The following is a 22,976-nucleotide window of genomic DNA, read 5'->3' on the forward strand; positions in this document are numbered from 1 at the left end:
GAGCGGGATGCAGACCCGATCCGGCCCGTCCCGACCGTCGAAGGATGCTGCCATGGACTGGAAGAAGCCGCTTGGCCTGTCGCTGCTGCCGCTGTTCCTGGGATTGTTGTTCTTCTCCGCCTCGCTGACCCCGTCACTGATCCCGCGCGGCTGGTTCATGCAGGGCGTGCTGGGCGGCGTCGTCGCCGCCATCGGCTATCTGGTCGGACGCTTCGCCCTGATGCTCTGGCGTCAGATGGCGCTTCCCAGATGGCGGGGCCTGCCCTTCGCGATCGGCCATGCGGCGATCGGCCTTCCGGTCGCGGTGATCCTGATCCTGTCGCTGAGCAAGGCGGGAAGCTGGCAGAACGCCATACGCGCGCGCATGGGGATGGAACTGATCGACGCCACACCGGTGCTGCGCATGGTCGGGCTGGCCCTGACCGTGTTCGGGCTGCTGATTCTCTTGGGCTGGCTGGTGCAGATCCTGTTCGACCGCACGCGCCGCTGGCTCTATCGCTTCATGCCGGAGCGGACGGCGAACGTGGCCGGGCTGGTGATTGTGGGCCTGCTGCTGCTGATCGTCACGCGGGACGGGCTGATCGACCGGCTGATCGGGGTCTTCGACCGCACCTATACCGTGGCGCAGAAGCTGACCACGCCGGACCGGCCGCCCCCGGCCGAGCCGCTGCGCTCCGGCAGCGAGGCCTCGCTGATCGGCTGGGCGGATATGGGTCAGCCGGGGCGCAACTTCATATCCGGCGGACCGCGGGCCGGGGACATCGCCGATTTCACCGGCGGCGCGGCGATGGAGCCGCTGCGGGTCTATGTCGGCCTCGCCAATGCCGATGACGCGCAGGGAAGATCCGATCTGGCGCTGGCCGAGTTACAGCGTATCGGCGCATTCGAGCGTGAGGTGCTGATCGTGGCCATGCCGACCGGCACGGGCTGGCTGGATCCGGGCAGTTTCGATCCGCTGGAATACATGCATGGCGGCGATATCGCCTCGGTGGCGGTGCAATATTCCTATCTGCAATCGCCGCTGGCGCTGATTATCGAAACCGATGCCGGTCTTCAGCAGGCCCATAGCCTCGTCTCGACCATCCATCGCTACTGGCGCAGCCTGCCCGAAGACGCGCGCCCGCGCCTCTATATGCATGGGCTGAGCCTCGGGGCCTGGGCGTCCATGTACGGCACCGATCTCGAGGCTCTGCTGGATGACCCGATTGACGGCGCGCTCTGGGTCGGTCCGCCCTTCCCCTCGGCCCGCTGGAACGAGGCGATGGCCGCGCGCAATCCCGGCTCGCCCTATGTGGCACCTGATGTGGGCGACGGACGGCTGTTCCGCTTTGCCAGCCACACGAAGGACGCCGGCGGGCCCGATGGCTGGGGCAGCATGCGGCTGATGTTCCTGCAATATTCGAGCGATCCCATCGTGTTCTACGAACCCGCCTCGCTGTTTCGCGCGCCGAGATGGATGCGGGAGCCGCCCGCCGCGGATGTCTCGCCCGATCTCAGCTTCATGCCCATCGTGACCCAGTTCCAGCTGGCGCTCGACATGGCCTTTTCACTGGCTGCCCCGGCGGGCCACGGCCATTCCTATTACGCCCATGACTATATCGGCCCATGGGCGGCGGTGACCGCGCCCGAGGGGTGGACCGAAGCCGATACGGCGCGGCTCAAGCAGATCTGCGATAATGGCTTGCAGAAGGGCTGCGACAATTGACACGCCGCACAGGCTGGATCGCGGCGGGTCTGGTCGTTCTGGTTCTGGCCGCCCTCATCGGCAACACGCTGCGCCACCGGATGGGGCTGACCGCCTATGAGCGCAGCCCCGAGGCGCAGCGGGCGCGGCTGGCGGCGCATTGGCGGATGATCCCGCCCGCCGCGGCCCTCTCTGATGCCGGTTCGGTCCTGCTCTCGGGCTGCGACGGGGTGCGCGACAATATGGAGTTCTGGGGCGGCGTCATGGCGGGGCGCGGCCATGAGGCGCTGATCCTCGACAGCCATACCCCGCGCGGGCTGGATGATTTCGACACCTGGCGGCTGCTTTGCGTGGGTCAGGTCTTGCCCGGCGCGCAGCGGGCGGGGGATCTGGCCGTGGCGATGGCCCAGACCGCGCGGGAGGACGTGATCCTGCTGGGCGCATCTCACGGCGGTTGGACGGTGCTGGAGTTCCTGCGGCAGAGCCTGACTGGAACGGTCCCGCCCGGCCTTTCCGACTGGCCCGCACCGCCCGCCGGTCTGCTGCGGCAGGTGGGCGCGGCGGTCGTGCTGTATCCCTATTGCGGGGCGCTGAACGGGGCGGCGGCGGGGGATTGGTCAGCAATGCCGCCGGTGCTGATGATCGTGGCCGCCGAGGATGAGCTGGGGCTGGCCGATGATTGTATCGCCATGGCAGAGGCGCTGCGGGATCGCGGCGCGACGCTCGATCTGCTGGTCTATGAGGGCGCGGGACATGGTTTCGATCAGCAGGAAAGGGCGGCGTTCTCGACGCTGGACTATCGCCCCGAGCTGCGGGACCGGGCCAAGGCGGATGTGGCGGCGTTTCTGGATCAATATGGGCTATGAAAGCGACCCCAAGCACGTCCTAAGAGAGGGCCAGCGTCCGACCGCGGGCTGACGCTGCCGACAGCTCATCAGCGCACTTTATGGTCCACTCTCGCTGAACAGCCCTTCGAAGCGGACCGGCCAAGAAGCGTCCGCCCATCATGCGGTGCATGTCCAAGACATGACGGGCGGTCGGACGCTGGCCCGGCGGCGCTGCGCGCCTTGGTTCCGGGCCGAGTCTGCTACGGCGAAGGCGGGGGCGTGCTACCCCGGCCCAAGCCTATGGTGATCGGGCTTACCCGAGCACCTCCTCAATCGCCCCTGCCGTTGCCGCAACGATCTGATCCGCCTCCGCCTTCGACAAACACAGCGGCGGGGCAAAGCCCAGAATATCGCCCTGCGGCATGGCCCGCGCGATCACCCCGCGCTTGGCCATGGCACCAACGATCTTGGCCCCCTTGCCCTCCGAGGCCGGGAAGAATTCGCGCTTGTCCCGATCCGCGACCAGTTCGACGGCACACAGCATCCCCTCGCCGCGCACCTCGCCGACATGCGCATGCCCACCGACCGCATCGGCCATCGCCTTGTTCAGATAGGCCCCGACCTCGCCCGCATTCCGGACCAGCCCCAACTCGTCGATCAGCTTGAGATTGGCGATCCCCGCTGCCGCGCCGATCGGATGGGCCGAATAGGTCCAGCCATGCCCCAGCACGCCGAACTCATCCGCGCCCTGCATCAGCACCTCCCACATGCGGTTCCCGACAATCGTTGCCGAAAGCGGCGCATAGGCCGAGGTCAACCCCTTTGCGCAGGTGATCAGATCCGGCTTCAGCCCGTAATGATCCGAGCCGAACATCGTGCCCAGACGCCCGAACCCGGTCACGACCTCATCCACGATCAGCAGGATGTCGTGTTTCCGCAGAACCTTCTGGATCGCCTCCCAATAGCCTTCCGGCGGCGGCACGATGCCGCCCGTGCCGAGGATCGGCTCACCGATGAAGGCGGCGATGGTGCCGGCCCCTTCGGCGGCGATCAGCTCTTCCAGTTTCTCGACGCAATGGGCGGTGAAATCGTCCTCGCTCATCCCGGCTTCGGGGCGGCGGAAATAATAGGGCGCCTCGGTATGGATCACCTGCGCCAGCGGCAGGTCGAATTTCTTGTGAAACAGCTCCAGCCCGGTCAGCGAGCCGGTGACCAGGCCCGAGCCGTGATAGCCACGCCAGCGCGAGATGATCTTCTTCTTCTCCGGCCGGCCGAGGATATTGTTGTAGTACCAGACCAGCTTGACATTGGTTTCGTTGGCGTCCGAGCCGCCCAGCCCGAAATACACCCGCGCCATGCCCTCCGGCGCGCGCTCCATGACCATCTTGGACAGGGTGATATTCGCCTCGGATCCATGCCCGGCATAGGCGTGGTAATAGGCCAGCTCATGCGCCTGCTTGGCAATCGCCTCGCTGATCTCGGTGCGGCCATAGCCGACATTGACGCAATACAGCCCCGCGAAGCCGTCCAGCAGGCGGTTGCCGTCGCGATCGGTGATGAACACGCCCTCGCCGCCGGTGACGATGCGCTGTGCCGCCTCGCCCCGGGCGAATTGCGACAGATGGGTCGAGGGGTGCATGAAGTTCTCGCGGTCCCATTTGGCGAGTTCGTCATTGGTCAGCATCTTATCTTCCTTCTACGTTCATCCTGTTTGTGGCAGAGGGCCGGCGTCCGCCCTGGGAGCGGTCGGACGCTGGCCCGGCGGCGCTGCGCGCCTTGACTCCGGGCCGGGTGCTTTGCACTTGCCATCTTCGCCTCACCCCCAGTCACGGCAGACATACTTAATCTCCGTAAACGCCTCCAGCCCCTGCCTTGCGCCTTCGCGCCCGATACCGGACTGTTTCATGCCCCCGAACGGAATCGGCGCGCCGGTGACCTTGGTGCGGTTCACCGCCACCATCCCGTATTGCAGCGCCCGCGTCGCGCGATAGATCCGGCGCGGGTCGAGGCTGTGGACATAGGCCACCAGCCCGTATTCGCTGTCATTGGCCCGCGCATAGACCTCCTCCTCGCTGTCAAACGGCGTCAGCGCCGCGACCGGGCCGAAGGTTTCCTCGCGCATGATCGCCGCATCATCGGGCACATCGGCCAGCACGGTCGGGCGGAAGAACAGCGGGCCCAGCCCCTCATCCACCGCGCCGCCGGTCAGCAGCCGCGCGCCCTTGTCCACGGCATTCTGAACATGTGCCTTCTGCTTCTCGATCTGTCGGTCATGGATCAGCGGGCCGATATCGGGATCCTCCATGCCGCGCCCGAGGCTCAGCGCCTCGACGGCCTTGGTAAAGCGCGCGCAGAATTCGTCGTAAATCTCGCGATGGATATAGAACCGGTTCGCGCCCAGGCAGTCCTGGCCCGATGTGGCGAATTTCGCCTTGATCCCCTCGGCCACGGCGCGATCCAGATCGGCGCGCTGAAAGACGATAAAGGGCGCATGCCCGCCCAGCTCCATCACCAGCCGTTTCACCGTATCCGCCGACTGGCGATAGAGCAGCCGCCCCACCTCGGTCGAGCCGGTGAAGGACAGCGCCCGCACCCGCTTATCGGCGGTCCATTCCCCGACAATCGTCGCCGCATCGCCGATCACCGTGTTATAGACGCCGTCAGGAAACCCCGCCCGCCGCGCCAGCACGCCCAGCGCCAGTGCCGAAAGCGGGGTCTCGGCGGACGGGTGCACCACCACCGTGCAGCCCGCGCCCAGGGCCGCCGCCGCCTTGCGGGTGATCATCGCGCAGGGAAAATTCCACGGCGTGATCAGCGCGGCCACACCGACGGGCTCGCGCCACAGCTCCATCTCGGCATCGGGCAGATGGCTGGTCACGCCCTCGATATTCGGGCGCAGCGCCTCTTCGGCATAGAACTGCACAAAGCTGGCGGCGTAATCGATCTCGCCGCGCGCCTCGCTGATCGGCTTGCCCTGTTCGGCGACCATGATCCGGGCCAGATCCTCTTTCGCGGCGATGATCAGATCGTGCCAGCGATGCAAGATCGCCGCGCGGTCCTGCGGCAGCATGCCGGACCAGCCGGCAAAGCCCGCCTGCGCGGCATCGACCGCCGCGCGCGCGCCGGTCGCGTCGCTCATCGTGACCTTGGCGACGATGTCACCTGTGGCCGGGTCTCGCACCGCCAGCCTGCCGTCACCCGCGAAATCGCCGGTATTCGAGAACAGCTCTGGATCGCTGAGCTGGCTGTCCAGATCGGTCTTCGGGTCGTCGAGCATGATGCGCCTCCTTGTTGCCGTCACTATGGGGCGGGACGGGCAGGGGATATCTCTGAAGATGAATGCGGGGGCAGAGAATTCATCTTTCTTCAGGCTATGCGGAAGAGCCTTTCCCTGCCTCGGCCGCTCTGCGCTGTCGGTGCCTCAGGGATGGAGCAGAGCCGAGGCCGGCGGCTCGGTCTTCACCGGCTTGGTCACGATATAGCTGTAATAGCGCCGCATCCCGGCCCGGCTTTCGAGCAAGCCGTCCATCAGCTCCTGAAACGACGCCACATCACGCGCCACGACAAGCAGCAGGTAATCGTATCCGCCGCCGATCGCCCAGCAACTGGTGATCTCCTCCATCCCGCCGATGATCCGCTCGAAGATCTGGAAGCTTTCGGCGCGGTGGCTGTCCAGCTCCACCGTCACGAAAACCTGCACATGCGGGCCCAGGGAAACCAGATCAATTTCAGCCCGGTATCCCTTGATATAACCGGCTTTTTCAAGCTTCTTCATACGCTCCCAGCAGGGAGTCGGCGACAGGTTCACGCGCGCCGCCAGATCGGTCTTGGCGATGCGGCCCTCGCGCGACAGCGTCGCGAGGATGGCAATGTCCCTGTCGTCGAGGCGCGGCGTGTCCATGATCCGCTTCTTTCCCTGCCGCCCGGCTTTGTCAATCTGGACAAGCGGCGCGCGGGTCGCTTCATTACGGCCATGTCGCATTGGCCCCTGACCCGGCAGGATATCACCCGCCCCGCCTATCGCAGCCTTGCCCAGGGAATCGCGGCGGCCATCGATTCCGGCAGCCTGCGGCCGGGCGCGCGCCTGCCGCCGCATCGCGAACTCGCCTGGCAACTCGGCCTGTCGGTCCAGACCGTGAGCCGCGCCTATGAGGAACTGATCCGCGCCGATCTGATCTCCGGCGAGGTCGGGCGGGGCAGTTTTGTCCGCTCCGGCCCCCGCGAGACGCTGGAAGTGCCCTGGTTCCGCGCCGCGACCGAGCGCCCGCCCGTCGATCTGTCCATGCTGACCCCGGTCCGCCTGCCGCAGATCGCCGAGGCCTGGCGCGACAGCATGACCCGCGTGGCCCAGCATCTGCCCGATCCGGCGATGTATTCCTTTCGCCCGCGCCAGACCATGGCGCTTTATGGCGGCATGGCGGCAAGCTGGCTGGCGCGCTGCGGCGTGGTCGTGCCCGCACAGCGCATCCTGATCACCAATGGCGCGACCCCGGCCATGTTCGTCGCCCTGATGAGCGTGGTGACGCCGGGCGACGTGATTGCCACCGAAAGCTCCACCTGCCACACGCTGCGCCCCATCGCCAACAGCCTTCATGCCAAGCTGCGCGGGATCGAAGGCGATGGGCGCGGCATGCTGCCTGACGCGCTGCGCGCTGCGGCCGCATCGTCGGGCGGGCGGATGCGGGCGGTGTTCCTGCTGCCGTCGGGGGCCGGGCCGTTTGCGCGGGTAATCGACCTCGAACGGCGCGAGGCACTGGCCCATGCGGCCAGCGATGCCGGGCTGGTGGTTGTCGAGAATGACGCGCTCGGCCCGGTCGGGTTGCGCCGCCCGCCGCCGGTCAGCAGCTTCGCCCCGGAATGCAGCTTCTATTTCACCGGCCTGTCGAAATCGCTGTCTCCCGGTCTGCGGATGGGATTTCTCGCCATGCCTGAAAAGCTGGCAGAGCGCGCATTGAACCGGCATCAGTCCATGGCGTGGATGGCCACGCCGATGATCGCGGAAATCGCCCGCGACTGGATCGAATCGGGGCTGGCGGACGATCTGCTGGCTGCGCAGCGCGCCCAGCTTGCCGCCCGGAACCGGCTGGCGCAGCGCGTGCTCGGCGGGCGCAGCGCGGGCTTCCCGCAGGGGTTGCATCGCTGGCTGCCCTTGCCGGAAGGGTGCGACGAAAAAGACCTTCTGGATCGTGCGCTTGCGCAGGGCGTCGCGGTGGCGCCGGGGGCGGGATTTGCAGTCACCGACCGTTCGCCTGCGTTGCGGGTCACACTCGGCGCGCCGGGGCTGCGCGAGCTGGAGGAGGCGCTGTCCGTGATCGCCGCCCTGCTGCCCGGCGAAAACTGACGGAACCGGAGCGGCTGGCCAGTCGTTTGACTCTGAACCATCAAATTGTCATGGTTTAATATAGAAATTGACTTGAAATCCGGATGTGTCGAAGTCTCGGCCTCAGCCGGTTCGGTCGGAGGCCCCGGCCGGTATCCAGAACGGAGATCGGGCACAGTTGTGCAACACGGTCCCACCACAGGAGGAAGTATGACCTATAAAACGCTGACTGCAGCCAGCCTTGCGGCCCTGATGATCGGATCGGGCATGGCACAGGCCGATACCTGGCGCTACGCGTTCGAAGAGGCCTTGGAAGAGGTTCAGGGCAAGTATGCCCAGAAATTCAAGGAAGAGGTCGAAGCCAATTCCGACCACACGGTCGAGCTGTTCCCCTTCGGCACGCTGGGCGAATCCGCCGACATCATGGAGCAGGCCCAGTCGGGCATCCTGCAATTCGTCGATCAGTCGCCGGGCTTCACCGGGGCGCTGATCCCCGAGGCGCAGGTATTCTTCGTGCCATATCTGCTGCCGGAAGATCAGGACCAGCTGTTCAGCTTCTTCCGCAACTCCAAGGCCATCAAGGAGCTGTTCCCGCCGCTTTATGAGGCGCAAGGGCTGGAGCTGCTGACCATGTTCCCCGAAGGCGAGGTCATGATGACCACGCAGGAGCCGGTCGCCTCGCCCGAGGATCTCAACGAGGTCAAGTTCCGGGTGATGACCAACCCGCTGATCGTGGAGAGCTACCAGGCCTTCGGCGCGACACCGACGCCGCTGCCCTGGGGCGAGGTCTATGGCGCGATGCAGACCGGCATCATCCAGGGGCAGGAAAACCCGGCCTTCTTCATTGAATCGACGAAGATGTACGAGGTCAGCGAGCATATCACCCGCGCCGGCCACAACAACTTCACCACCGCCGTCATGGCCAACAAGGAGTTCTATGACGGGCTCTCGGACGAGGACAAGCAGGTGGTGCAGGATGCCACCCAGGCGGCCTTCGACTATATTCTGGACTACCAGGACGGTCTGACCGAGGAATCGCTGGAGAAGATCATGGAGGCCAAGCCGTCCATGACCATCACCGAGCTGAGCGAGGAGGAGCGTCAGCCCTTCCGCGACACCGCCGAATCGGTCGAGGCCGAGTATCTGGAGATCGGTGGCGAGCAGGCGCAGGCGATCCTCGACCAGATGAAGGCGGACCTTGAGGCCGCTGCTGGCGCGTCGGGCGGGGAGACCGCCGAAGACGGTGGCGAGGCGATGGACAGCTCGGCCGAGTCGGGATCCGACGGCGCTGCTGCTGACGATGCGGGCGCGGAGTCCGACAGCGCGTCCGAAGGTGACGACGGCGCGATGGACGAGGCGGATGCAGGGTCCGAGACCGAAGAAGCGCCGGCCAATTAAGGCCGCCATGCCCAAACCGGCCGGCCCGTCGCGGGCCGACCGGCTCCGCGAAATTCCCGAGTAGCGCATTGCGAGGCAGAGCGGCATGACGCCGGACGACGAAAAGCCCCCCAGAACCGACCCCGACATCATCGCCGCCGCCGAAGTCGCCAATGTGGACGAGGATATCGACGACGCCGAATATGTCTCCGGCCTGCCGGGTGTTCTGGGTGTCATCGACGCGGCCATCGCGCGCATCGAATCGGTGCTGCTCGCGCTCGGCGTGCTGGCCATGGCGGTCAACACCATGGCCAATGTCGTCGGCCGCGTGATCGGCAGCACGATCTATTTCAGCGAAGAGCTGAACCAGGCGCTCATCATCCTGATTACCTTCGCCGGCATCTCCTATGCCGCGCGTCACGGCCGCCATATCCGCATGTCGGCGTTTTTCGACGCGATGCCGTTCCGGCCGCGCAAGATGCTGATGGTGGCGATTGCCGCCATCACCGCGGCGGGAATGTTCCTGCTGACATGGTATTCGGTGGTTTACGTGCTGGAACAGGCGTCGCGCGGCCGGTTGCTGCCGGCGCTCCAGATCCCGCAATGGTGGATCATCGTCTGGGCACCGCTCGGCTTCTTCCTCACCGGGCTGCAATATGCGCTGACCGCGATCAAGAATGTCATCGACAAAGATATCTGGCTGTCCACCAGCACGCTGGAAGGCTATGACGACAGCGTGGAAGAGGAGGTCTGAGCCATGACCTGGGCCATTTTCGGGACCATGATCGTGCTTCTTCTGCTGGGTTTCCCGATGATGATCCCGCTGCTTGCGGGTTCGCTGATCGGCTTCGTGGCGCTGTTCGGGGGTTTCGGCCAGCTTGACACGATGGTTCAGCAGGTTCTGGCCGGGATCCGCCCGGCCAGCCTGATCGCCGTGCCGATGTTCATCTTTGCCGCCGACATCATGACGCGCGGCCAGTCCGCGAACCGCCTGATCGACCTGGTGATGACCTTCGTGGGCCATTTCAAGGGCGGTCTGGCGATTTCGACCGCCGGGGCGTGCACCATGTTCGGCGCGGTGTCAGGCTCGACCCAGGCGACCGTCGTCGCGGTGGGCGGACCGCTGCGTCCGCGCATGCTGAAAGCCGGATACAACGACAGCTTCGTGCTGGCGCTGATCGTGAATTCCTCCGATATCGCCTTCCTGATCCCGCCCTCCATCGGGATGATCATCTACGGCGTCGTCTCGGGCACCTCGATTTCCGAGCTGTTCATCGCGGGCATCGGGCCGGGCCTGCTGATCCTGTTCATGTTCTCGGTCTACAGCTACATCTACGCGACCCGGCACAACGTCCCCGTCGAGCCGAAGGCAAGCTGGGGCGAGCGGGCGGCTGCGGTAAAGCGCGCGATCTGGCCGCTCGGCTTTCCGGCGATCATCATTGGCGGGATCTATGGCGGCATCTTCTCGCCCACCGAAGCCGCGGCGGCCTGTGTGCTCTACGCGCTGTTCCTGGAAATGATCGTGTTCCGCGAGATGAATTTCAAACAGCTCTATGCCACGGCCAAGTCCACCGGGCTGATTACGGCGGTGGTGTTCATCCTGGTCGGCGCGGGTGCCGCGTTCTCCTATGTCATCAGCTTCGCGCAGATCCCGCAGCAGATCCTGGCCGGGATCGGCATCGACCAGATGGGGCAATACGGCGTGTTGTTCACCATCTCGGTCGCGTTCTTCGTCGGCTGCATGTTCGTCGATCCGATCGTGGTGATCCTGATCCTGGTGCCTATCTTCGCGCCGGTTGTGGCCGATGTCGGTCTGGACCCTGTGCTGGTGGGCACGATCATCACGCTTCAGGTCGCCATCGGCTCGGCCACGCCGCCCTTCGGCTGCGACATCTTCACCGCCATCGCCGTCTTCAAGCGCCCCTATACCGAGGTGGTCAAGGGCACGCCGCCCTTCATCTTCATGCTGCTCAGCGTGGCGGTGCTGCTGATCTTCTTCCCGCAGATCGCGTTGTTCCTGCGCGACCTGGCCTTTGCGAAATAAGAGGGACGCATGTTTGAAAAGATCCTGGTCCCCTATGACGGGTCGCATGGTGCGGAGCGGGCGCTGAAGAAGGCCGTCGACATGGCGCGGCTGTGCAACGCGCATCTCGTCGTGCTGACGGTGTATCGACACCATTCGATGCTGGAGGCCTCGCTGTCTATGGTGCGCGGCTCGGTCGAGCGCGGCGGCAATCTGGACAACGAGATGCGCGAGGCGGCGCGCGAGGCCGCGAATTACGCCAAGCGCTTGGTGAAGGAGCAGGGGCACGAGAATGTCAGCGCCTTCGTCAAGGCGGGCCAGCCTGCGCGCACCATCATCGCCACCGGCAAGGAAAAGGGCTGCGACCTGATCGTCGTCGGCTCGCGCGGCCTGGGCGCGACCGAGGGCTACCTGCTCGGCTCGGTCAGCCACAAAGTCACCGGGCTCGCGAACTGCCCGGTTCTGGTCGTCTGATCCCCTGATGTCCGCGCCAAGCTGGCACGATCCCGTGCATCGCCGTTTCGGGCTGATTGCCCTGGCCACCGACCTGACCGTCGAGGCAGACGGGGCGCGGCTAATGCCTGAGGGGTGCCGGCTGCATGTCACCCGGATCGCCTTTGACAATCCGACCACGCGCGACAACCTGCTGAAGACCGGCCCGCGGCTGCGCGAGGCGGCGGGTCTGCTGGTGCCGGGCGTGGCGCTTGACGGGATCGGGTTTGCCTGCACCTCCGCCGCCGCCGTGCTGGGCGATGCGGTGCAGGACGCAATCGGCCACCGCGCGCCGCTTTCCACCCCGGCCGCGGCGGCGATGCGCGGATTCCGGGCGCTCGGCGTGGACCGGGTTGCGCTGATGACGCCCTATCTGGAAGCCACGGCGGATCTGGTCGGGGATCATTTCGCCGCGCATGGATTCGATGTCGTGCGCCGTCATTCCATGGGGTTCGAGGATGATCGCGACATGGCGCTTCTGCAGGCCGACCGGATCGTCGATTTTGCCGTCGCGGCGGATCATCCGCAGGCGCAGGCGCTGTTCATGTCCTGCACGGCCTTGTCCGCGGTTTCTGTGATTGACCGGATCGAAGACCGGCTTGGCAAGCCGGTCATCAGCTCCAACCTGGCGCTGTTCTGGTCGATGCTGGATCAGGCGCGCATTGCCGCGACAGGGCCGGGCGCGTTGTTCCGGGTGCGGACATGGTGAGCGACGCCGTGGTGACGCCGGATGACATTATCGCCGCCGGAGAGCGGATCCGCGACATGATCCGCGTCACGCCGGTGAAACATTCGGCCAGCCTGTCGGCCGTGGCGGGCGGGCCGGTCTGGCTGAAATGCGAGCATCTGCAGCATACCGGCGCGTTCAAGCTGCGCGGGGCCTCGAATGCGGCGGCGCGGCTTGGCGATGTGGCGGGCGTCACCACCGCCTCGACCGGCAATCACGGTCGCGCGCTTGCCCATGCGGCGCGCCAGTTGGGCCTTCCGGCGGTGATCTGCGTCTCGCGCCTCGTGCCGCGGAACAAGCTGGATGCGATCGCGGCGCTCGGGGCCGAGGCGCGGGTCATCGGTGCGTCTCAGGACGAGGCCTTCGAGGAGGCGCGTCGGCTGAAGCGCGAGGACGGCTTTGCCCTGATCCCGCCCTTCGACCATCCCGAGGTGATTGCGGGGCAGGGCACGCTGGGGGTCGAGATCATCGATCAGATCCCAGATGCCGCGACCATCGCCGTGCCGCTGTCAGGGGGTGGGTTGCTGGCGGGCGTGGCGCTTGCCTCGAAATCACGCAGGCCCGACATCCGGATCATTGGCATCAGCATGGAGCGAGGCGCGGCGATGGCCGCCAGCCTGCGGGCCGGGCGTCCCGTGGATGTCGAGGAGGTGGCGACGCTGGCCGACAGCCTCGGCGGCGGGATCGGGCGCGACAACCGTTTCACCTTCGCCATGGTCCGCGAACTGATGGACGATCTGATCCTGCTGACGGAGGAGGAGATCGCGGCAGGTATCCGGCATTTGTCGGTCGCGGATGGCGAGATGGTCGAAGGCGCGGCCGCGGTCGGGGCGGGTGCGGTTCTGGCCGGTAAGCTGCGGGCGGACGGACCGCTGGTGCTGATCCTGTCGGGCGGAAATATCGACCCGGCCCGCCATGCCGAAATCGTGGGGGAGGCGAAATGAGCGACATCCTGATCCTGCAAGAAGGCCAGATCCGCGACCGCGTGAAACTGGATGCCGAGGCCATCGCCGTTGTCGAACAGGGCTTTGCGCGTCTCGCACAGGGCGGGGTGGAAATGCCGCCGGTGCTGTCCATGCATCTGCCCGAGCTGAATGGCGAGGTGGATGTGAAGACTGCCTACGTGCCGGGTCTGCCGGGCTTCGCGGTCAAGATCTCTCCGGGCTTCTTCGACAATCCGGCGAAGGGGCTGCCATCGACCTCCGGTCTGATGGTGGTGCTGTCCTCCGAGACCGGCCGGGTGCAGGCGGTGCTGCTGGATAACGGCTATCTCACCGATCTGCGCACGGCAGCGGCGGGGGGCGTCGCGGCGAAACATCTCGCCCGCGCCGATGCCAGCCGCGCCGCGATCTTCGGCGCCGGGCTTCAGGCGCGGATGCAGTTGCAGGCGCTGCGGCTGGTGCGCCCGATCCGCGAGGCGGTGATCTGGGCCCGCGATCCGGCCAAGGCGCAGGCGCTCGCCGCGGAGATGAACGGCGAGGGTCTGGCGGTCCGTGCCGAGCCCAACGCCGAAGCCGCCGCGAACTGGGCCGATCTGATCGTCACGACCACCCCCGCCAGCCAGCCGATCCTGAGCGCCGACTGGCTGCGCCCCGGCCAGCATGTCACCGCCATGGGCAGCGATCAGGACGGCAAGAACGAGCTTGATCCGCTCTGCCTCGACCGCGCCGATCTCTATGTGGCGGACCGGGTCAGCCAGACCCGGTCGCTCGGGGAATTGCAGGCCGCACTGAGCGCGGGCATCATCTCCGACACGACCGAAATCCCCGAGCTTGGCCAGATCATCACCGGCCAGCATCCCGGCCGCACCGCTTCTGACCAGATCACCATCGCCGATCTGACCGGGACCGGGGTGCAGGACACCGCCATCGCAACCCACGCGCTTGCCGCGTTTTCGAAAGACTGACCCATGCCCGAACTGCAACGGACGCCGGAGCGGTTCTCCACCGCCGAATATGAACGCCGCCTGCGCCAGACGCGGGAAAGCATGGCGCGGCTTGGCCTCGATCTGCTGATCGTCAGCGATCCGTCCAACATGGCCTGGCTGACCGGCTATGACGGCTGGTCCTTCTATGTCCATCAATGCGTGATCGTCGGCCCCACCGGACAGCCGATCTGGTTCGGGCGCGGGCAGGACGCAAATGGCGCACTGCGCACGGTCTGGATGCGCGATGACCACATCATCGGCTATCCCGACTACTACGTGCAGTCGGTCGAACGGCACCCGATGGATTACCTCTGGGCGAGCCTTGCCAGCCGCGGCTGGCATCGCGGCTTCATCGGGGTGGAGATGGACAATTACTGGTATTCCGCCAAGGCCCATGAGCGCCTTGTCTACGGCCTGCCCGAGGCGCAGATCCTGGACGCGACCGGGCTGGTCAACTGGCAGCGCGCGGTGAAATCGGACGAGGAGCTGTCCTATATGCGCAAGGCCGCCCGGCTGGTCGAACGCATGCATCGCCGCATCGCCGACAAGGTCGAGGTCGGGATGCGCAAATGCGATCTGGTGGCAGAGATCTACGATGCCGGTCTGCGCTATGACGAATGGGAAGGCCATGGCGGTGATTACCCGGCCATCGTGCCGCTGCTGCCGTCGGGGCCGGATGCCGCCGCGCCGCATCTGACCTGGGACGACATGCCGATGAAGAAGGACGAGGGCACCTTCTTCGAGATCGCCGGCTGCTATCAGCGCTATCACTGCCCGCTCTCGCGCACGATCTTCCTCGGCACCCCGCCCAAGGAGATGGTGGAGGCCGAGAAGGCCGTGCTGGAAGGGATGGAGGCCGGGCTGGAGGCCGCGCGCGCCGGCAATACCTGCGAGGATATTGCCGCGGCCTTCTTCACCGTTCTGGACCGATACGGCATCGTCAAGGACAACCGCACCGGCTATCCGATCGGGCTCAGCTATCCGCCCGATTGGGGCGAGCGTACCATGTCGCTGCGCCGTGGAGACCAGACAGAGCTGCGCCCCGGCATGACCTTCCATTTCATGACCGGGCTGTGGATGGAGGATTGGGGATATGAGACCACCGAGTCGCTGATCATCACCGACGGCGAGCCGGAGCTGTTCTGCTCGCTTCCTCGTCGGATGCTGGTGAAATCATGAGCGCGTCCCCGATCCGCCCGACGATTTCGCTCGACGCGCAGGGCAAGCATCACGGCTTCCTGCGCCTGCCCTACAGCCGCAATGACAGCGCCTGGGGCAGCGTGATGATCCCGCTCACCGTGATTGCGAACGGAGAGGGTCCGACCGCGCTGCTGACCGGCGGCAATCACGGCGACGAATATGAGGGCCCGATCGCGCTCCAGCAGCTCGCATGGGAGATCGAACCGCAGCAGGTCTCGGGGCGGATCATCCTCGTGCCCTACATGAACTACCCGGCGTTCCGGGCGGGGACGCGGGTCAGCCCGATCGACAGCGTGAACCTGAACCGCGCCTTTCCGGGCCGGGCCGATGGCACGGTCAGCCAGAAGATCGCGCATTATTTCGACGATGTGCTGGTGCCGATGGCGGATCTGGTGCTGGATTACCACTCCGGCGGCAAGACGCTGGATTTCCTGCCCTATGCTGCCGCGCATTATCTTGACGACGCGGACCAGCAGTCCCGCTGCGTGGCCGCGGTCAGAGCCTTCGCGGCACCCTATACGATGATGATGCGCGAGATCGACGCGGTCGGCATGTTCGACACCGCCGCCGAGGCGCAAGGCAAGGTCTTCGTCACCACCGAGCTTGGCGGTGGCGGAACGGCGACTGCATCTTCGGCAGATATCGCCATTCGCGGCGCCAAGAACGTGCTGCGCCATGCTTCGATCCTGGCGGGCGCGCCCGAGCCGGGCGACAGCGTGATGCTGGACATGCCTGATGACGATTGTTTTCATTTCGCGACCCGCGACGGGCTGCTGCACCCGCTGGCCGATCTGGGCGCGCGGCTGGCGGCGGGCCAGCCCATCGCGCGGATCTGGCCGCCCGACCGCAGCGGTGTCGCGCCGGTCGAGGTTGTGGCCAACCGCGCCGGGATCCTGGCCGCGCGGCATTTTCCGGGGCTGGTGCAGAGCGGCGATTGCCTGGCGGTGATCGCGGACGGCTGAGGAGGCTGGCTTCGGATTTCCGTCACCGGGCGAAAGATTACACGTCGCGAATTGAACAAGTTTCGGCCGCGGCGACGTCCGATCAGGAATGCTGGTGGGCGAATCAGTCGGGCCTTTCTCGTCGATTTGCCGGTCATGCTCCGCCGAATGCTGGTGATTTTCACCCATACCCTGAAGCTATTTTATCCATATCGCTCAAAAGCTTGCGGCGTTCTGTCGCATGCGATTTCGCATATGCGCGGAATCGTTTCTCCAAATTTCAAAATTGGACGCTGATATTTGCTATCGTTAATGAAATATCAACTATTTTAGTTCGCGGGGTGAATTGCTGTTGCTGAAATTAGTTAACTAGTTGTAAGGGCTCCGCGCCTGAAACGCGCGCTGCCCCGAGAAGGAAGAATCCTGATGCCGACCCATAATGTGACCCAGCTTTACATGGGTATTTTTGATGATCTTGATCCCGTAGAATTTGTCGGTAGCAAGGATCAGACGAACGAATTGACGGAGGTGCCTGGTTGGGCGCCAGACGTGGTTTTCAAGTCGAAAGACCTGCAGGTCGTCAACATCATTCAGAATGACGAGACGATTGGGAACGATACAGGCAAGCTGGAAGAAAACGATCTGGCGGACCGCGTCGCCAACCCCATCCGAGGGGACAGTATCACCTATGATCTGGGTGATGGGAACGGGCCCATCACGTCCTATATCGACTCCGCTTTCAACTATAACGCCACATTCACTCTCGCGGACACTGGCGAAGAAGACATCACCACGATGCAGTTTATTCAGTTGGAGAATGGCGCGATCTTCACGAACTCCAACTCCTATCTCGACAACAAGACGATCTCGAAGATCAAGCTTTATGGCCCTGCCCGCAACGACTTCTACGGCACAGAGACCGAGCGCAGTGCGGACGGCCTGAAGGTCAACTGCTACGCCAGCGGCACGTTGATCCGAACCCCGCGCGGCGAGGTGGCGGTCGAGGACCTGGCGGCGGGCGATCTGGTAAACACGGTTGATGATGGCGCGGCCCCGATCCTGTGGATCGGCCATCGCAAGCTGGACCGCGTCGATCTGCAAAGCGAGCCACAACTGCGCCCGATCCTGATCCGCGCAGGCGCGCTTGGCGAGGGGCTGCCCGTGGCCGATCTGGTCGTGTCGCCGCAGCATCGGATCCTTGTCAGGGGGGCAATCCCGCAGCGCATGTTCGGCCAGGCCGAGATCCTCGTCGCCGCCAAGCAACTGGTTGAACTGCCCGGGATCGAGGTAATCGAAGACACGCAGGAGGTCGCGTATTTCCACCTGCTGCTGGCGGATCACCAACTCGTCTGGGCGAACGGCGCACCGGCAGAGACGATGTTCGCAGGGGTCGAGGCGCTCGGCGCGATGACGCCGGATCAGTCGGCGGAACTATCGGCGATCTTTCCGGAAATCGCGGGGCTGTCCCCGGATCGCGCGGCCGAAGCCCTGTCGCCCGCCCCGGCACGGCTGCTGGCACCCGGCCGCCGCGCGCGCCGCCTGGCGGAACGGCTGAAGAAGAACGGCACCGCGCCGATCTCGCGTCTCGCAGCCTGAGCCGAAGACGGGTCGCGGCGCCTCGGGGTGCCGCGGCTATGGCGCCGCGGGGGTGGCAAGGCATGGGTCCAGCAACACCTGACCTTGCCGGCTGCCGGCAAATCCGCCCGCCAGCGTGACCTGACGCCCCTCCGCCACCTCCAGCGGCTCATAGGTGACGCAGATCACCTGCGTCTGATCCGCGGGACACACGATAAGATAGGCAAGCGCCCCGTCCCAGTCGCTGGCCAAGAGCGGCCCGGTCACAGCCATGCTGATCCGGCCGTCATGCTCCGGCAGTTGGTCCATCCAGCCAGGCAGGCTGTCGCAGGTGGCGGGGGTTTCGGGAAAAGCCTCGCCCTTGACGAAGGGGCCGTCCGTCGGGAACTCCTCGGCCGCCGATCCGGCGGCAGGCAGCAGGACGACGAGAACGGCCGCAAGACGGCAGAGAAATCGTTGCATGACTGATGTCCCGGTTGCCGATGGTGCTGCGGGACAACGCGCCGCGCGGCCAACCGGGTCCGGGCAGGTGGGCGCACCGGTGGGATTCTGCCACCGCCCGACATGTCGCGCCGTTTGCCCTGATCGCCCGTCCTGCGCTAGGACAGTGGGCAGGGCAGGCAGGGGAGGCCGATGGATCTCAACAGCGATATGGGTGAGAGCTTCGCGGCCTGGAAGATGGGCGATGACGCGGCCATGCTGGATCTGGTCAGCTCCGCCAACATCGCCTGCGGCTTTCATGCGGGCGATCCTGCGGGGATGCTGGCGACGCTGCGCCTGGCCGCCGAACGCGGCGTGGCGGTCGGTGCGCATCCGGGGTATCGCGATCTCGCCGGGTTCGGGCGGCGCGCCATGGATGTCTCGCCGGTCGATCTGACAGCTGATGTGATCTATCAGATCGGGGCGTTGGATGCGCTCGCCCGCAGCGCCGGCACCCGCGTCAGCTATATCAAGCCGCATGGCTCGCTCTATAACAGCATCGCGCAGGGCGGGGCGCAGGCCGAGGCGGTGATTGCCGCGATCTGCGCCTATGACCCGGCGCTGCCGCTGATGGGGCTGGCCGGGTCGCGGGTCCTGGCGCAGGCCCGCGCGGCCGGGCTTTCGGTGATCGCAGAGGCCTTCGCGGATCGCGGCTACCGCGCCGACGGCCAGCTTCTGTCGCGGCGCGAGCCAGGGGCGGTACTGCATGACCCCGAGGCGGTGGCGCAGCGCATGGTCCGTCTGGTGCGCGAGGGGGTGATCCGCGCAGCCGATGGCCGCGATGTGGCGATCGAGGCGGACTCCATCTGCGTGCATGGCGACAGCCCCGGCGCAGTCGCGATGGCGCGGCGGATCCGGGCGCTCTTCGATGCCGAAGGGATCGCGCTGTCGCCCGCCGCCGGGACGATCGGCGGATGATGCGGGTTCTGCCGGCCGGTCAGGATGCGGTTCTGGTCGAGCTGGAGGATCTGGACCAGGTTCTGGCATTGCATGCGAGCCTGTCGGCGCAGCCGGTCGCGGGTGTGCGAGAGACGGTGCCGGCGGCGCGCACGCTGCTGATCCTGTTCGACCGGCATGAGGGGACGGCCGAGGCGATTGCCGCCGATCTCGCGGCCAGACCCTTGACCGCGCAGCCCGACCGGACCGGGCGGATCGTCGAAATCCCGGTGCGCTATGACGGGCAGGACCTGGACGAGGTCGCATCGCTGACCGGGTTGGCCCGGGCGGAAGTCGTCGCGCGTCACGGCGGCAGCGACTGGCGGGCGGCCTTCGCCGGTTTCGCGCCCGGCTTTGTCTATCTGACCGGCGGCGACCCGGCGCTCAACGTCCCGCGCCGGACAAGCCCGCGCACGGCGATCCCGGCCGGCTCGGTGGCGCTCGCCGGGGCGTTCTCGGCGGTTTATCCCAAGCAGAGCCCCGGCGGCTGGCAGATCATCGGGACCACCTCCATGCCGATGTGGGACATCGGCCGCGATCCGCCCGCCTTGCTGAGGCCGGGCGACCGGGTGCGCTTTGTCGATCAGGCCAGCCAGCCGAAACCCGGCCACGCGCCGCCCGCAAAGGCGCGACCGGCGCCCGAAACGCGCCCGGCGGCAAGGCTCGACATTCTTGCCGCGCCATTTCCGCTGCTGTTTCAGGATGGCGGGCGGGGCGGGCAGCTTGCGCAAGGCATCGCCGCCTCGGGCGCTGTGGATCAGGGCGTTTGCCGGGCGTTGAACCGGATGCTCGGCAATCCGGCGGGGACCCCCTGCATCGAGTTTCCGGGCGGGGGGCTGCGGTTGCGCGCAAGCGGCGCCTGTGTCGTGGCCCTCACCGGCGCGCCGCGCGCGGTGACGCTGAACGGGTCCATCCGGCTATCCAGCCACACGCCCATCGCGCTCGATCCCGGCGACGAGGTGCTGATCGACGCGCCGGACGAGGGGCTCTATGGCTATCTGGGTGCACGGGGCGGATTCTCGGTGGACGCGGTGCTGGGCAGTGCCGCCACCGACACGCTGGCCGGGATCGGGCCGGAGCCCCTGACGCAGGGCGGCTGGATCGGGCTGGCGCAGCAACGCGCCGGGCCGGTGGGCGCGCCCGATGCGCCGCCCGCGCTGCCGAAGCCGGGGGATCTGGTCGAGGTCGATGTAGTGATGGGGCCGCGCAGCGACTGGTTCTCGGACGAGATGCGGCGGCATTTCGCCACGCAGGAGTGGCAGGTGACGGCCCAGTCCAGCCGGATCGGCAAGAGGCTGGAAGGGGACAGGCCGCTGACCCGCGACGACACCGCGGAATTGCCGAGCGAAGGCACGGTGAGCGGTGCCATCCAGGTGCCGCATTCGGGCCAGCCGGTGCTGTTTCTGGCCGACCATCCGCTGACCGGCGGCTATCCGGTGATCGCGGTGGTCGCCGCGCATCATCTGGATCTGTGCGCGCAGGCCCCACCCGGTACCCGGCTGAAGTTCCGCCCGCTGGCCCCGTTTTCCGAGATCGCGCCACGCCGGGCCGGCTACGCAACCGAAAGGGCTGAGAGATGAAGAAGATCCTGATCGCAAATCGCGGTGAAATCGCCCTGCGCGTGATCCGGGCCTGCCGGGATTACGGCGTCGCATCGGTCGCCGTCTACGCCGATCCCGACGCGGACCTGCCCTATCTGCGCCTTGCGGACGAGGCCTATGCCCTGCCGGGCAGCAGACCCGCCGACACCTATCTGAACGCCGACGCCATTCTTAAGATCGCCCGGCGCGCCGGGGCCGATGCTGTCCATCCCGGTTATGGTTTCCTGTCCGAAAGTGCCGGTTTCGCGCAACAGGTGCAGTCGGCCGGTCTGATCTGGATCGGACCGGGACCGGAGGCGATAGCAAAGCTCGGCGACAAGATCGCGGCCCGCGCCATCGCGCGCGAGGTCGGTGCGCCGCTCGTGCCGGGGACGGAGGGGCCGGTGCGCGATGCGGGGGAGATCCGCGAGTTCGTCCGGGCACATGGTCTGCCGGTGGCGATCAAGGCCTCGGCCGGCGGTGGCGGGCGGGGGATGCGCGTTGTGCGCAACGATGACGAGATCGAGGAGCTGTTCGCCGCCGCCTCCAGCGAGGCGCAAGGCGCCTTCGGCAATGGCGATTGCTATGTCGAGCGGTTCCTCGATCGTCCGCGCCATGTCGAGGCGCAGGTGCTGGCCGATGCGCATGGGAACGTGGCGGTGGTCGGGCTGCGCGACTGTTCCCTGCAACGGCGCAACCAGAAACTGGTCGAGGAGGCACCCGCGCCCTTCCTGCCCAACGGCATCGCCGCGCAGATCGCGACGGCATCGCAGGATATCTGCAGGGCCGCAGGCTATCAGGGGGCGGGCACGGTCGAGTTCCTGCTGGGTCAGGACGGGCTGCTGAGCTTCCTGGAGGTGAACACTCGGCTTCAGGTCGAACATCCGGTGACGGAGGAAAGCGCCGGTGTGGATCTGGTTGTCGCGCAGTTGGACATCGCAGACGGGAAGACCCTGCGTCTGAATGCGATGCCCGAGCCGCGTTGCCACGCCATCGAGTTCCGCATCAATGCCGAGGATCCGGGGCGTGGTTTCCTGCCGACGCCGGGCCGGATTACCCGCTTCGCCCCGCCGGCCGGACCGGGTGTGCGGCTGGATTGCGGGGTGGAGACCGGATCGGTCGTGTCCGGGGCCTTCGATTCCCTGATGGCCAAACTGATCGTGACCGGCCCCACGCGCGAGATCGCCATCGCCCGCGCCCGCCGCGCCCTGGCCGAGTTCCGCATCGAGGGTGTGGCCTCGGTGCTGCCGTTTCACCGCGCCGTGCTCGAGGCCCCGGCTTTCAACGGAAGCGACGGGTTCGGCGTACATACCGGATGGATCGAGGCAGAGTTCGCCGACGATCTGGCGGCCGCGCTGCGTGTGGAGCCCGCCGAGGACACGGTGCTGCGCCTGCCGGTCGAGATCGACGGTCAGCGCCGAGACCTGGGCTTCGGGGCGCACGCGCTTGCCCGGCTGGGCGCGGCGCTTGGTGCTGCGCGCCCAGCCGATGCGCCGGAGGCCGCGCGGGACACGGACAGCAAGACGGGCAGGACGGACCAGGCGGACGGGCTGCGGGCGCCGGTCTCCGGCACGCTGACGGCGTGGAAGGTCGCGGATGGCGAGACGGTGGAGCCGGGCCGGACGCTCGCCGTCATGGAGGCGATGAAGATGGAGATGACGCTGACGGCGGATGGCGGCGGCACGATCAGGCGCAGGGTCGAGGCCGGTGCCGAACTGGCCGAGGGCGAACTGCTGGCCGACATCGAATGAGGCGGGCGAGCCATCGCGCGGCCCCGCCATCATGCAAGCGTGATCCGGTTCCGGCCGCGGCGGCATCGACAAGTGCCGGTCTTTGCTGAAACATGCCGCACCGAACCGGACGCGCTGCTAGCCTGTCCCCGATCCG

Annotated in this window: 19 protein-coding genes and 1 pseudogene; 16 read left to right on the forward strand and 4 right to left on the reverse strand. The window is 66.5% G+C overall.

Going from position 1 to position 22,976, the window contains the following annotated elements:
- Nucleotides 1-52 precede the first annotated feature (52 nt).
- Together BLT73_RS11700 and BLT73_RS11705 are read left to right on the forward strand one after the other, a co-directional pair.
- On the forward strand, nucleotides 53-1,705 hold the full coding sequence (locus tag BLT73_RS11700; protein ID WP_090524047.1) for an alpha/beta hydrolase: 1,653 nt from the start codon (nucleotides 53-55) through the stop codon (nucleotides 1,703-1,705).
- Nucleotides 1,702-2,550, forward strand: a complete 849-nt coding sequence (locus BLT73_RS11705; protein WP_245727300.1) for a dienelactone hydrolase family protein — start codon at nucleotides 1,702-1,704, stop codon at nucleotides 2,548-2,550. The genes BLT73_RS11700 and BLT73_RS11705 overlap by 4 nt, the downstream gene beginning before the upstream one ends.
- A 274-nt stretch (nucleotides 2,551-2,824) precedes the next feature.
- Here BLT73_RS11705 and BLT73_RS11710 read toward each other — a convergent pair whose 3' ends face one another.
- From BLT73_RS11710 to BLT73_RS11720, 3 genes are all read right to left on the reverse strand, one after another.
- Nucleotides 2,825-4,195, reverse strand: coding sequence for an aspartate aminotransferase family protein (locus tag BLT73_RS11710; RefSeq protein ID WP_090524048.1), 1,371 nt, complete (start codon nucleotides 4,193-4,195; stop codon nucleotides 2,825-2,827).
- A 132-nt stretch (nucleotides 4,196-4,327) separates the two neighbouring features.
- Nucleotides 4,328-5,788, reverse strand: a complete 1,461-nt coding sequence (locus BLT73_RS11715; protein ID WP_090524050.1) for an NAD-dependent succinate-semialdehyde dehydrogenase — start codon at nucleotides 5,786-5,788, stop codon at nucleotides 4,328-4,330.
- A gap of 144 nt (nucleotides 5,789-5,932) precedes the next feature.
- The gene (locus BLT73_RS11720) at nucleotides 5,933-6,412 is read right to left on the reverse strand and encodes an Lrp/AsnC family transcriptional regulator (RefSeq protein ID WP_090524052.1); all 480 of its coding nucleotides are present in this window, start codon (nucleotides 6,410-6,412) and stop codon (nucleotides 5,933-5,935) included.
- A gap of 72 nt (nucleotides 6,413-6,484) precedes the next feature.
- Here BLT73_RS11720 and ehuR point away from each other — a divergent pair, with 72 nt between their 5' ends.
- From ehuR to BLT73_RS11775, 11 genes and pseudogenes are all read left to right on the forward strand, one after another.
- On the forward strand, nucleotides 6,485-7,852 hold the full coding sequence (gene ehuR / locus BLT73_RS11725; RefSeq protein WP_090524053.1) for a MocR-like ectoine utilization transcription factor EhuR: 1,368 nt from the start codon (nucleotides 6,485-6,487) through the stop codon (nucleotides 7,850-7,852).
- Nucleotides 7,853-8,041: 189 nt separating this feature from the next.
- Nucleotides 8,042-9,043 (forward strand): annotated as a pseudogene (locus tag BLT73_RS11730) (TRAP transporter substrate-binding protein); the annotation flags it as partial.
- Nucleotides 9,044-9,314: 271 nt separating this feature from the next.
- Nucleotides 9,315-9,962: a TRAP transporter small permease gene (locus BLT73_RS11735; protein WP_090524057.1), complete on the forward strand. Its 648-nt coding sequence runs from the start codon at nucleotides 9,315-9,317 to the stop codon at nucleotides 9,960-9,962.
- 3 nt (nucleotides 9,963-9,965) lie between these two features.
- Nucleotides 9,966-11,252: a TRAP transporter large permease gene (locus BLT73_RS11740; protein WP_090524059.1), complete on the forward strand. Its 1,287-nt coding sequence runs from the start codon at nucleotides 9,966-9,968 to the stop codon at nucleotides 11,250-11,252.
- A 9-nt stretch (nucleotides 11,253-11,261) separates the two neighbouring features.
- Complete coding sequence (locus tag BLT73_RS11745; protein WP_090524061.1) at nucleotides 11,262-11,705, forward strand: universal stress protein; 444 nt, start codon at nucleotides 11,262-11,264, stop codon at nucleotides 11,703-11,705.
- A gap of 7 nt (nucleotides 11,706-11,712) precedes the next feature.
- Entirely contained in the window at nucleotides 11,713-12,432 is a 720-nt protein-coding gene (locus BLT73_RS11750) for a maleate cis-trans isomerase family protein (protein WP_090524063.1), read from the forward strand.
- A complete protein-coding gene (eutB, locus tag BLT73_RS11755; protein ID WP_090524065.1) occupies nucleotides 12,426-13,394 on the forward strand; it encodes a hydroxyectoine utilization dehydratase EutB in 969 nt (322 codons plus the stop codon). The genes BLT73_RS11750 and eutB overlap by 7 nt, the downstream gene beginning before the upstream one ends.
- On the forward strand, nucleotides 13,391-14,356 hold the full coding sequence (locus tag BLT73_RS11760; RefSeq protein ID WP_090524067.1) for a cyclodeaminase: 966 nt from the start codon (nucleotides 13,391-13,393) through the stop codon (nucleotides 14,354-14,356). The genes eutB and BLT73_RS11760 overlap by 4 nt, the downstream gene beginning before the upstream one ends.
- 3 nt (nucleotides 14,357-14,359) lie before the next feature.
- On the forward strand, nucleotides 14,360-15,556 hold the full coding sequence (doeA, locus tag BLT73_RS11765) for an ectoine hydrolase DoeA (protein ID WP_090524069.1): 1,197 nt from the start codon (nucleotides 14,360-14,362) through the stop codon (nucleotides 15,554-15,556).
- Nucleotides 15,553-16,539, forward strand: coding sequence for a N(2)-acetyl-L-2,4-diaminobutanoate deacetylase DoeB (doeB, locus tag BLT73_RS11770; RefSeq protein WP_090524071.1), 987 nt, complete (start codon nucleotides 15,553-15,555; stop codon nucleotides 16,537-16,539). Before doeA ends, doeB begins: the two co-directional genes overlap by 4 nt.
- Nucleotides 16,540-16,944: 405 nt before the next feature.
- Nucleotides 16,945-18,114 carry a Hint domain-containing protein gene (locus BLT73_RS11775; RefSeq protein ID WP_245727302.1) on the forward strand — a complete coding sequence of 390 codons (1,170 nt, stop codon included), beginning with the start codon at nucleotides 16,945-16,947 and terminating at the stop codon, nucleotides 18,112-18,114.
- Nucleotides 18,115-18,150: 36 nt separating this feature from the next.
- Here BLT73_RS11775 and BLT73_RS11780 read toward each other — a convergent pair whose 3' ends face one another.
- Nucleotides 18,151-18,555 (reverse strand): hypothetical protein, encoded by a 405-nt coding sequence (locus tag BLT73_RS11780; RefSeq protein WP_090524072.1) that lies wholly within the window; start codon nucleotides 18,553-18,555, stop codon nucleotides 18,151-18,153.
- Nucleotides 18,556-18,726: 171 nt separating this feature from the next.
- On the opposite strand from BLT73_RS11780, the gene BLT73_RS11785 reads away from it, so the two are divergent.
- The 3 genes from BLT73_RS11785 to BLT73_RS11795 are packed head-to-tail and all read left to right on the forward strand — an operon-like array spanning nucleotide 18,727 to nucleotide 22,840.
- Nucleotides 18,727-19,491 carry a LamB/YcsF family protein gene (locus BLT73_RS11785; RefSeq protein WP_090524074.1) on the forward strand — a complete coding sequence of 255 codons (765 nt, stop codon included), beginning with the start codon at nucleotides 18,727-18,729 and terminating at the stop codon, nucleotides 19,489-19,491.
- Entirely contained in the window at nucleotides 19,488-21,089 is a 1,602-nt protein-coding gene (locus BLT73_RS11790) for a 5-oxoprolinase subunit B/C family protein (protein ID WP_245727304.1), read from the forward strand. Before BLT73_RS11785 ends, BLT73_RS11790 begins: the two co-directional genes overlap by 4 nt.
- Complete coding sequence (locus BLT73_RS11795) at nucleotides 21,086-22,840, forward strand: acetyl/propionyl/methylcrotonyl-CoA carboxylase subunit alpha (RefSeq protein WP_090524075.1); 1,755 nt, start codon at nucleotides 21,086-21,088, stop codon at nucleotides 22,838-22,840. Before BLT73_RS11790 ends, BLT73_RS11795 begins: the two co-directional genes overlap by 4 nt.
- Nucleotides 22,841-22,976 lie beyond the last annotated feature (136 nt).

The sequence above is a fragment of the Paracoccus isoporae genome (assembly GCF_900101865.1).
Classification (GTDB): Bacteria; Pseudomonadota; Alphaproteobacteria; order Rhodobacterales; family Rhodobacteraceae; genus Paracoccus; species Paracoccus isoporae.

Excerpts from the sequence above, each read along its gene's own strand:
- BLT73_RS11790 (WP_245727304.1), top strand. The coding sequence starts at position 19,488 with ATGATGCGGGTTCTGCCGGCCGGTCAGGATGCGGTTCTGGTCGAGCTG.
- doeB (WP_090524071.1), top strand. The coding sequence starts at position 15,553 with ATGAGCGCGTCCCCGATCCGCCCGACGATTTCGCTCGACGCGCAGGGC.
- BLT73_RS11775 (WP_245727302.1), top strand. The coding sequence starts at position 16,945 with ATGCCGACCCATAATGTGACCCAGCTTTACATGGGTATTTTTGATGAT.
- BLT73_RS11780 (WP_090524072.1), bottom strand. The coding sequence starts at position 18,555 with ATGCAACGATTTCTCTGCCGTCTTGCGGCCGTTCTCGTCGTCCTGCTG.
- doeA (WP_090524069.1), top strand. The coding sequence starts at position 14,360 with ATGCCCGAACTGCAACGGACGCCGGAGCGGTTCTCCACCGCCGAATAT.
- BLT73_RS11740 (WP_090524059.1), top strand. The coding sequence starts at position 9,966 with ATGACCTGGGCCATTTTCGGGACCATGATCGTGCTTCTTCTGCTGGGT.
- eutB (WP_090524065.1), top strand. The coding sequence starts at position 12,426 with ATGGTGAGCGACGCCGTGGTGACGCCGGATGACATTATCGCCGCCGGA.
- BLT73_RS11750 (WP_090524063.1), top strand. The coding sequence starts at position 11,713 with ATGTCCGCGCCAAGCTGGCACGATCCCGTGCATCGCCGTTTCGGGCTG.
- BLT73_RS11745 (WP_090524061.1), top strand. The coding sequence starts at position 11,262 with ATGTTTGAAAAGATCCTGGTCCCCTATGACGGGTCGCATGGTGCGGAG.
- BLT73_RS11760 (WP_090524067.1), top strand. The coding sequence starts at position 13,391 with ATGAGCGACATCCTGATCCTGCAAGAAGGCCAGATCCGCGACCGCGTG.
- BLT73_RS11710 (WP_090524048.1), bottom strand. The coding sequence starts at position 4,195 with ATGCTGACCAATGACGAACTCGCCAAATGGGACCGCGAGAACTTCATG.
- BLT73_RS11735 (WP_090524057.1), top strand. The coding sequence starts at position 9,315 with ATGACGCCGGACGACGAAAAGCCCCCCAGAACCGACCCCGACATCATC.
- BLT73_RS11700 (WP_090524047.1), top strand. The coding sequence starts at position 53 with ATGGACTGGAAGAAGCCGCTTGGCCTGTCGCTGCTGCCGCTGTTCCTG.
- BLT73_RS11715 (WP_090524050.1), bottom strand. The coding sequence starts at position 5,788 with ATGCTCGACGACCCGAAGACCGATCTGGACAGCCAGCTCAGCGATCCA.
- BLT73_RS11785 (WP_090524074.1), top strand. The coding sequence starts at position 18,727 with ATGGATCTCAACAGCGATATGGGTGAGAGCTTCGCGGCCTGGAAGATG.
- ehuR (WP_090524053.1), top strand. The coding sequence starts at position 6,485 with ATGTCGCATTGGCCCCTGACCCGGCAGGATATCACCCGCCCCGCCTAT.
- BLT73_RS11720 (WP_090524052.1), bottom strand. The coding sequence starts at position 6,412 with ATGGACACGCCGCGCCTCGACGACAGGGACATTGCCATCCTCGCGACG.
- BLT73_RS11795 (WP_090524075.1), top strand. The coding sequence starts at position 21,086 with ATGAAGAAGATCCTGATCGCAAATCGCGGTGAAATCGCCCTGCGCGTG.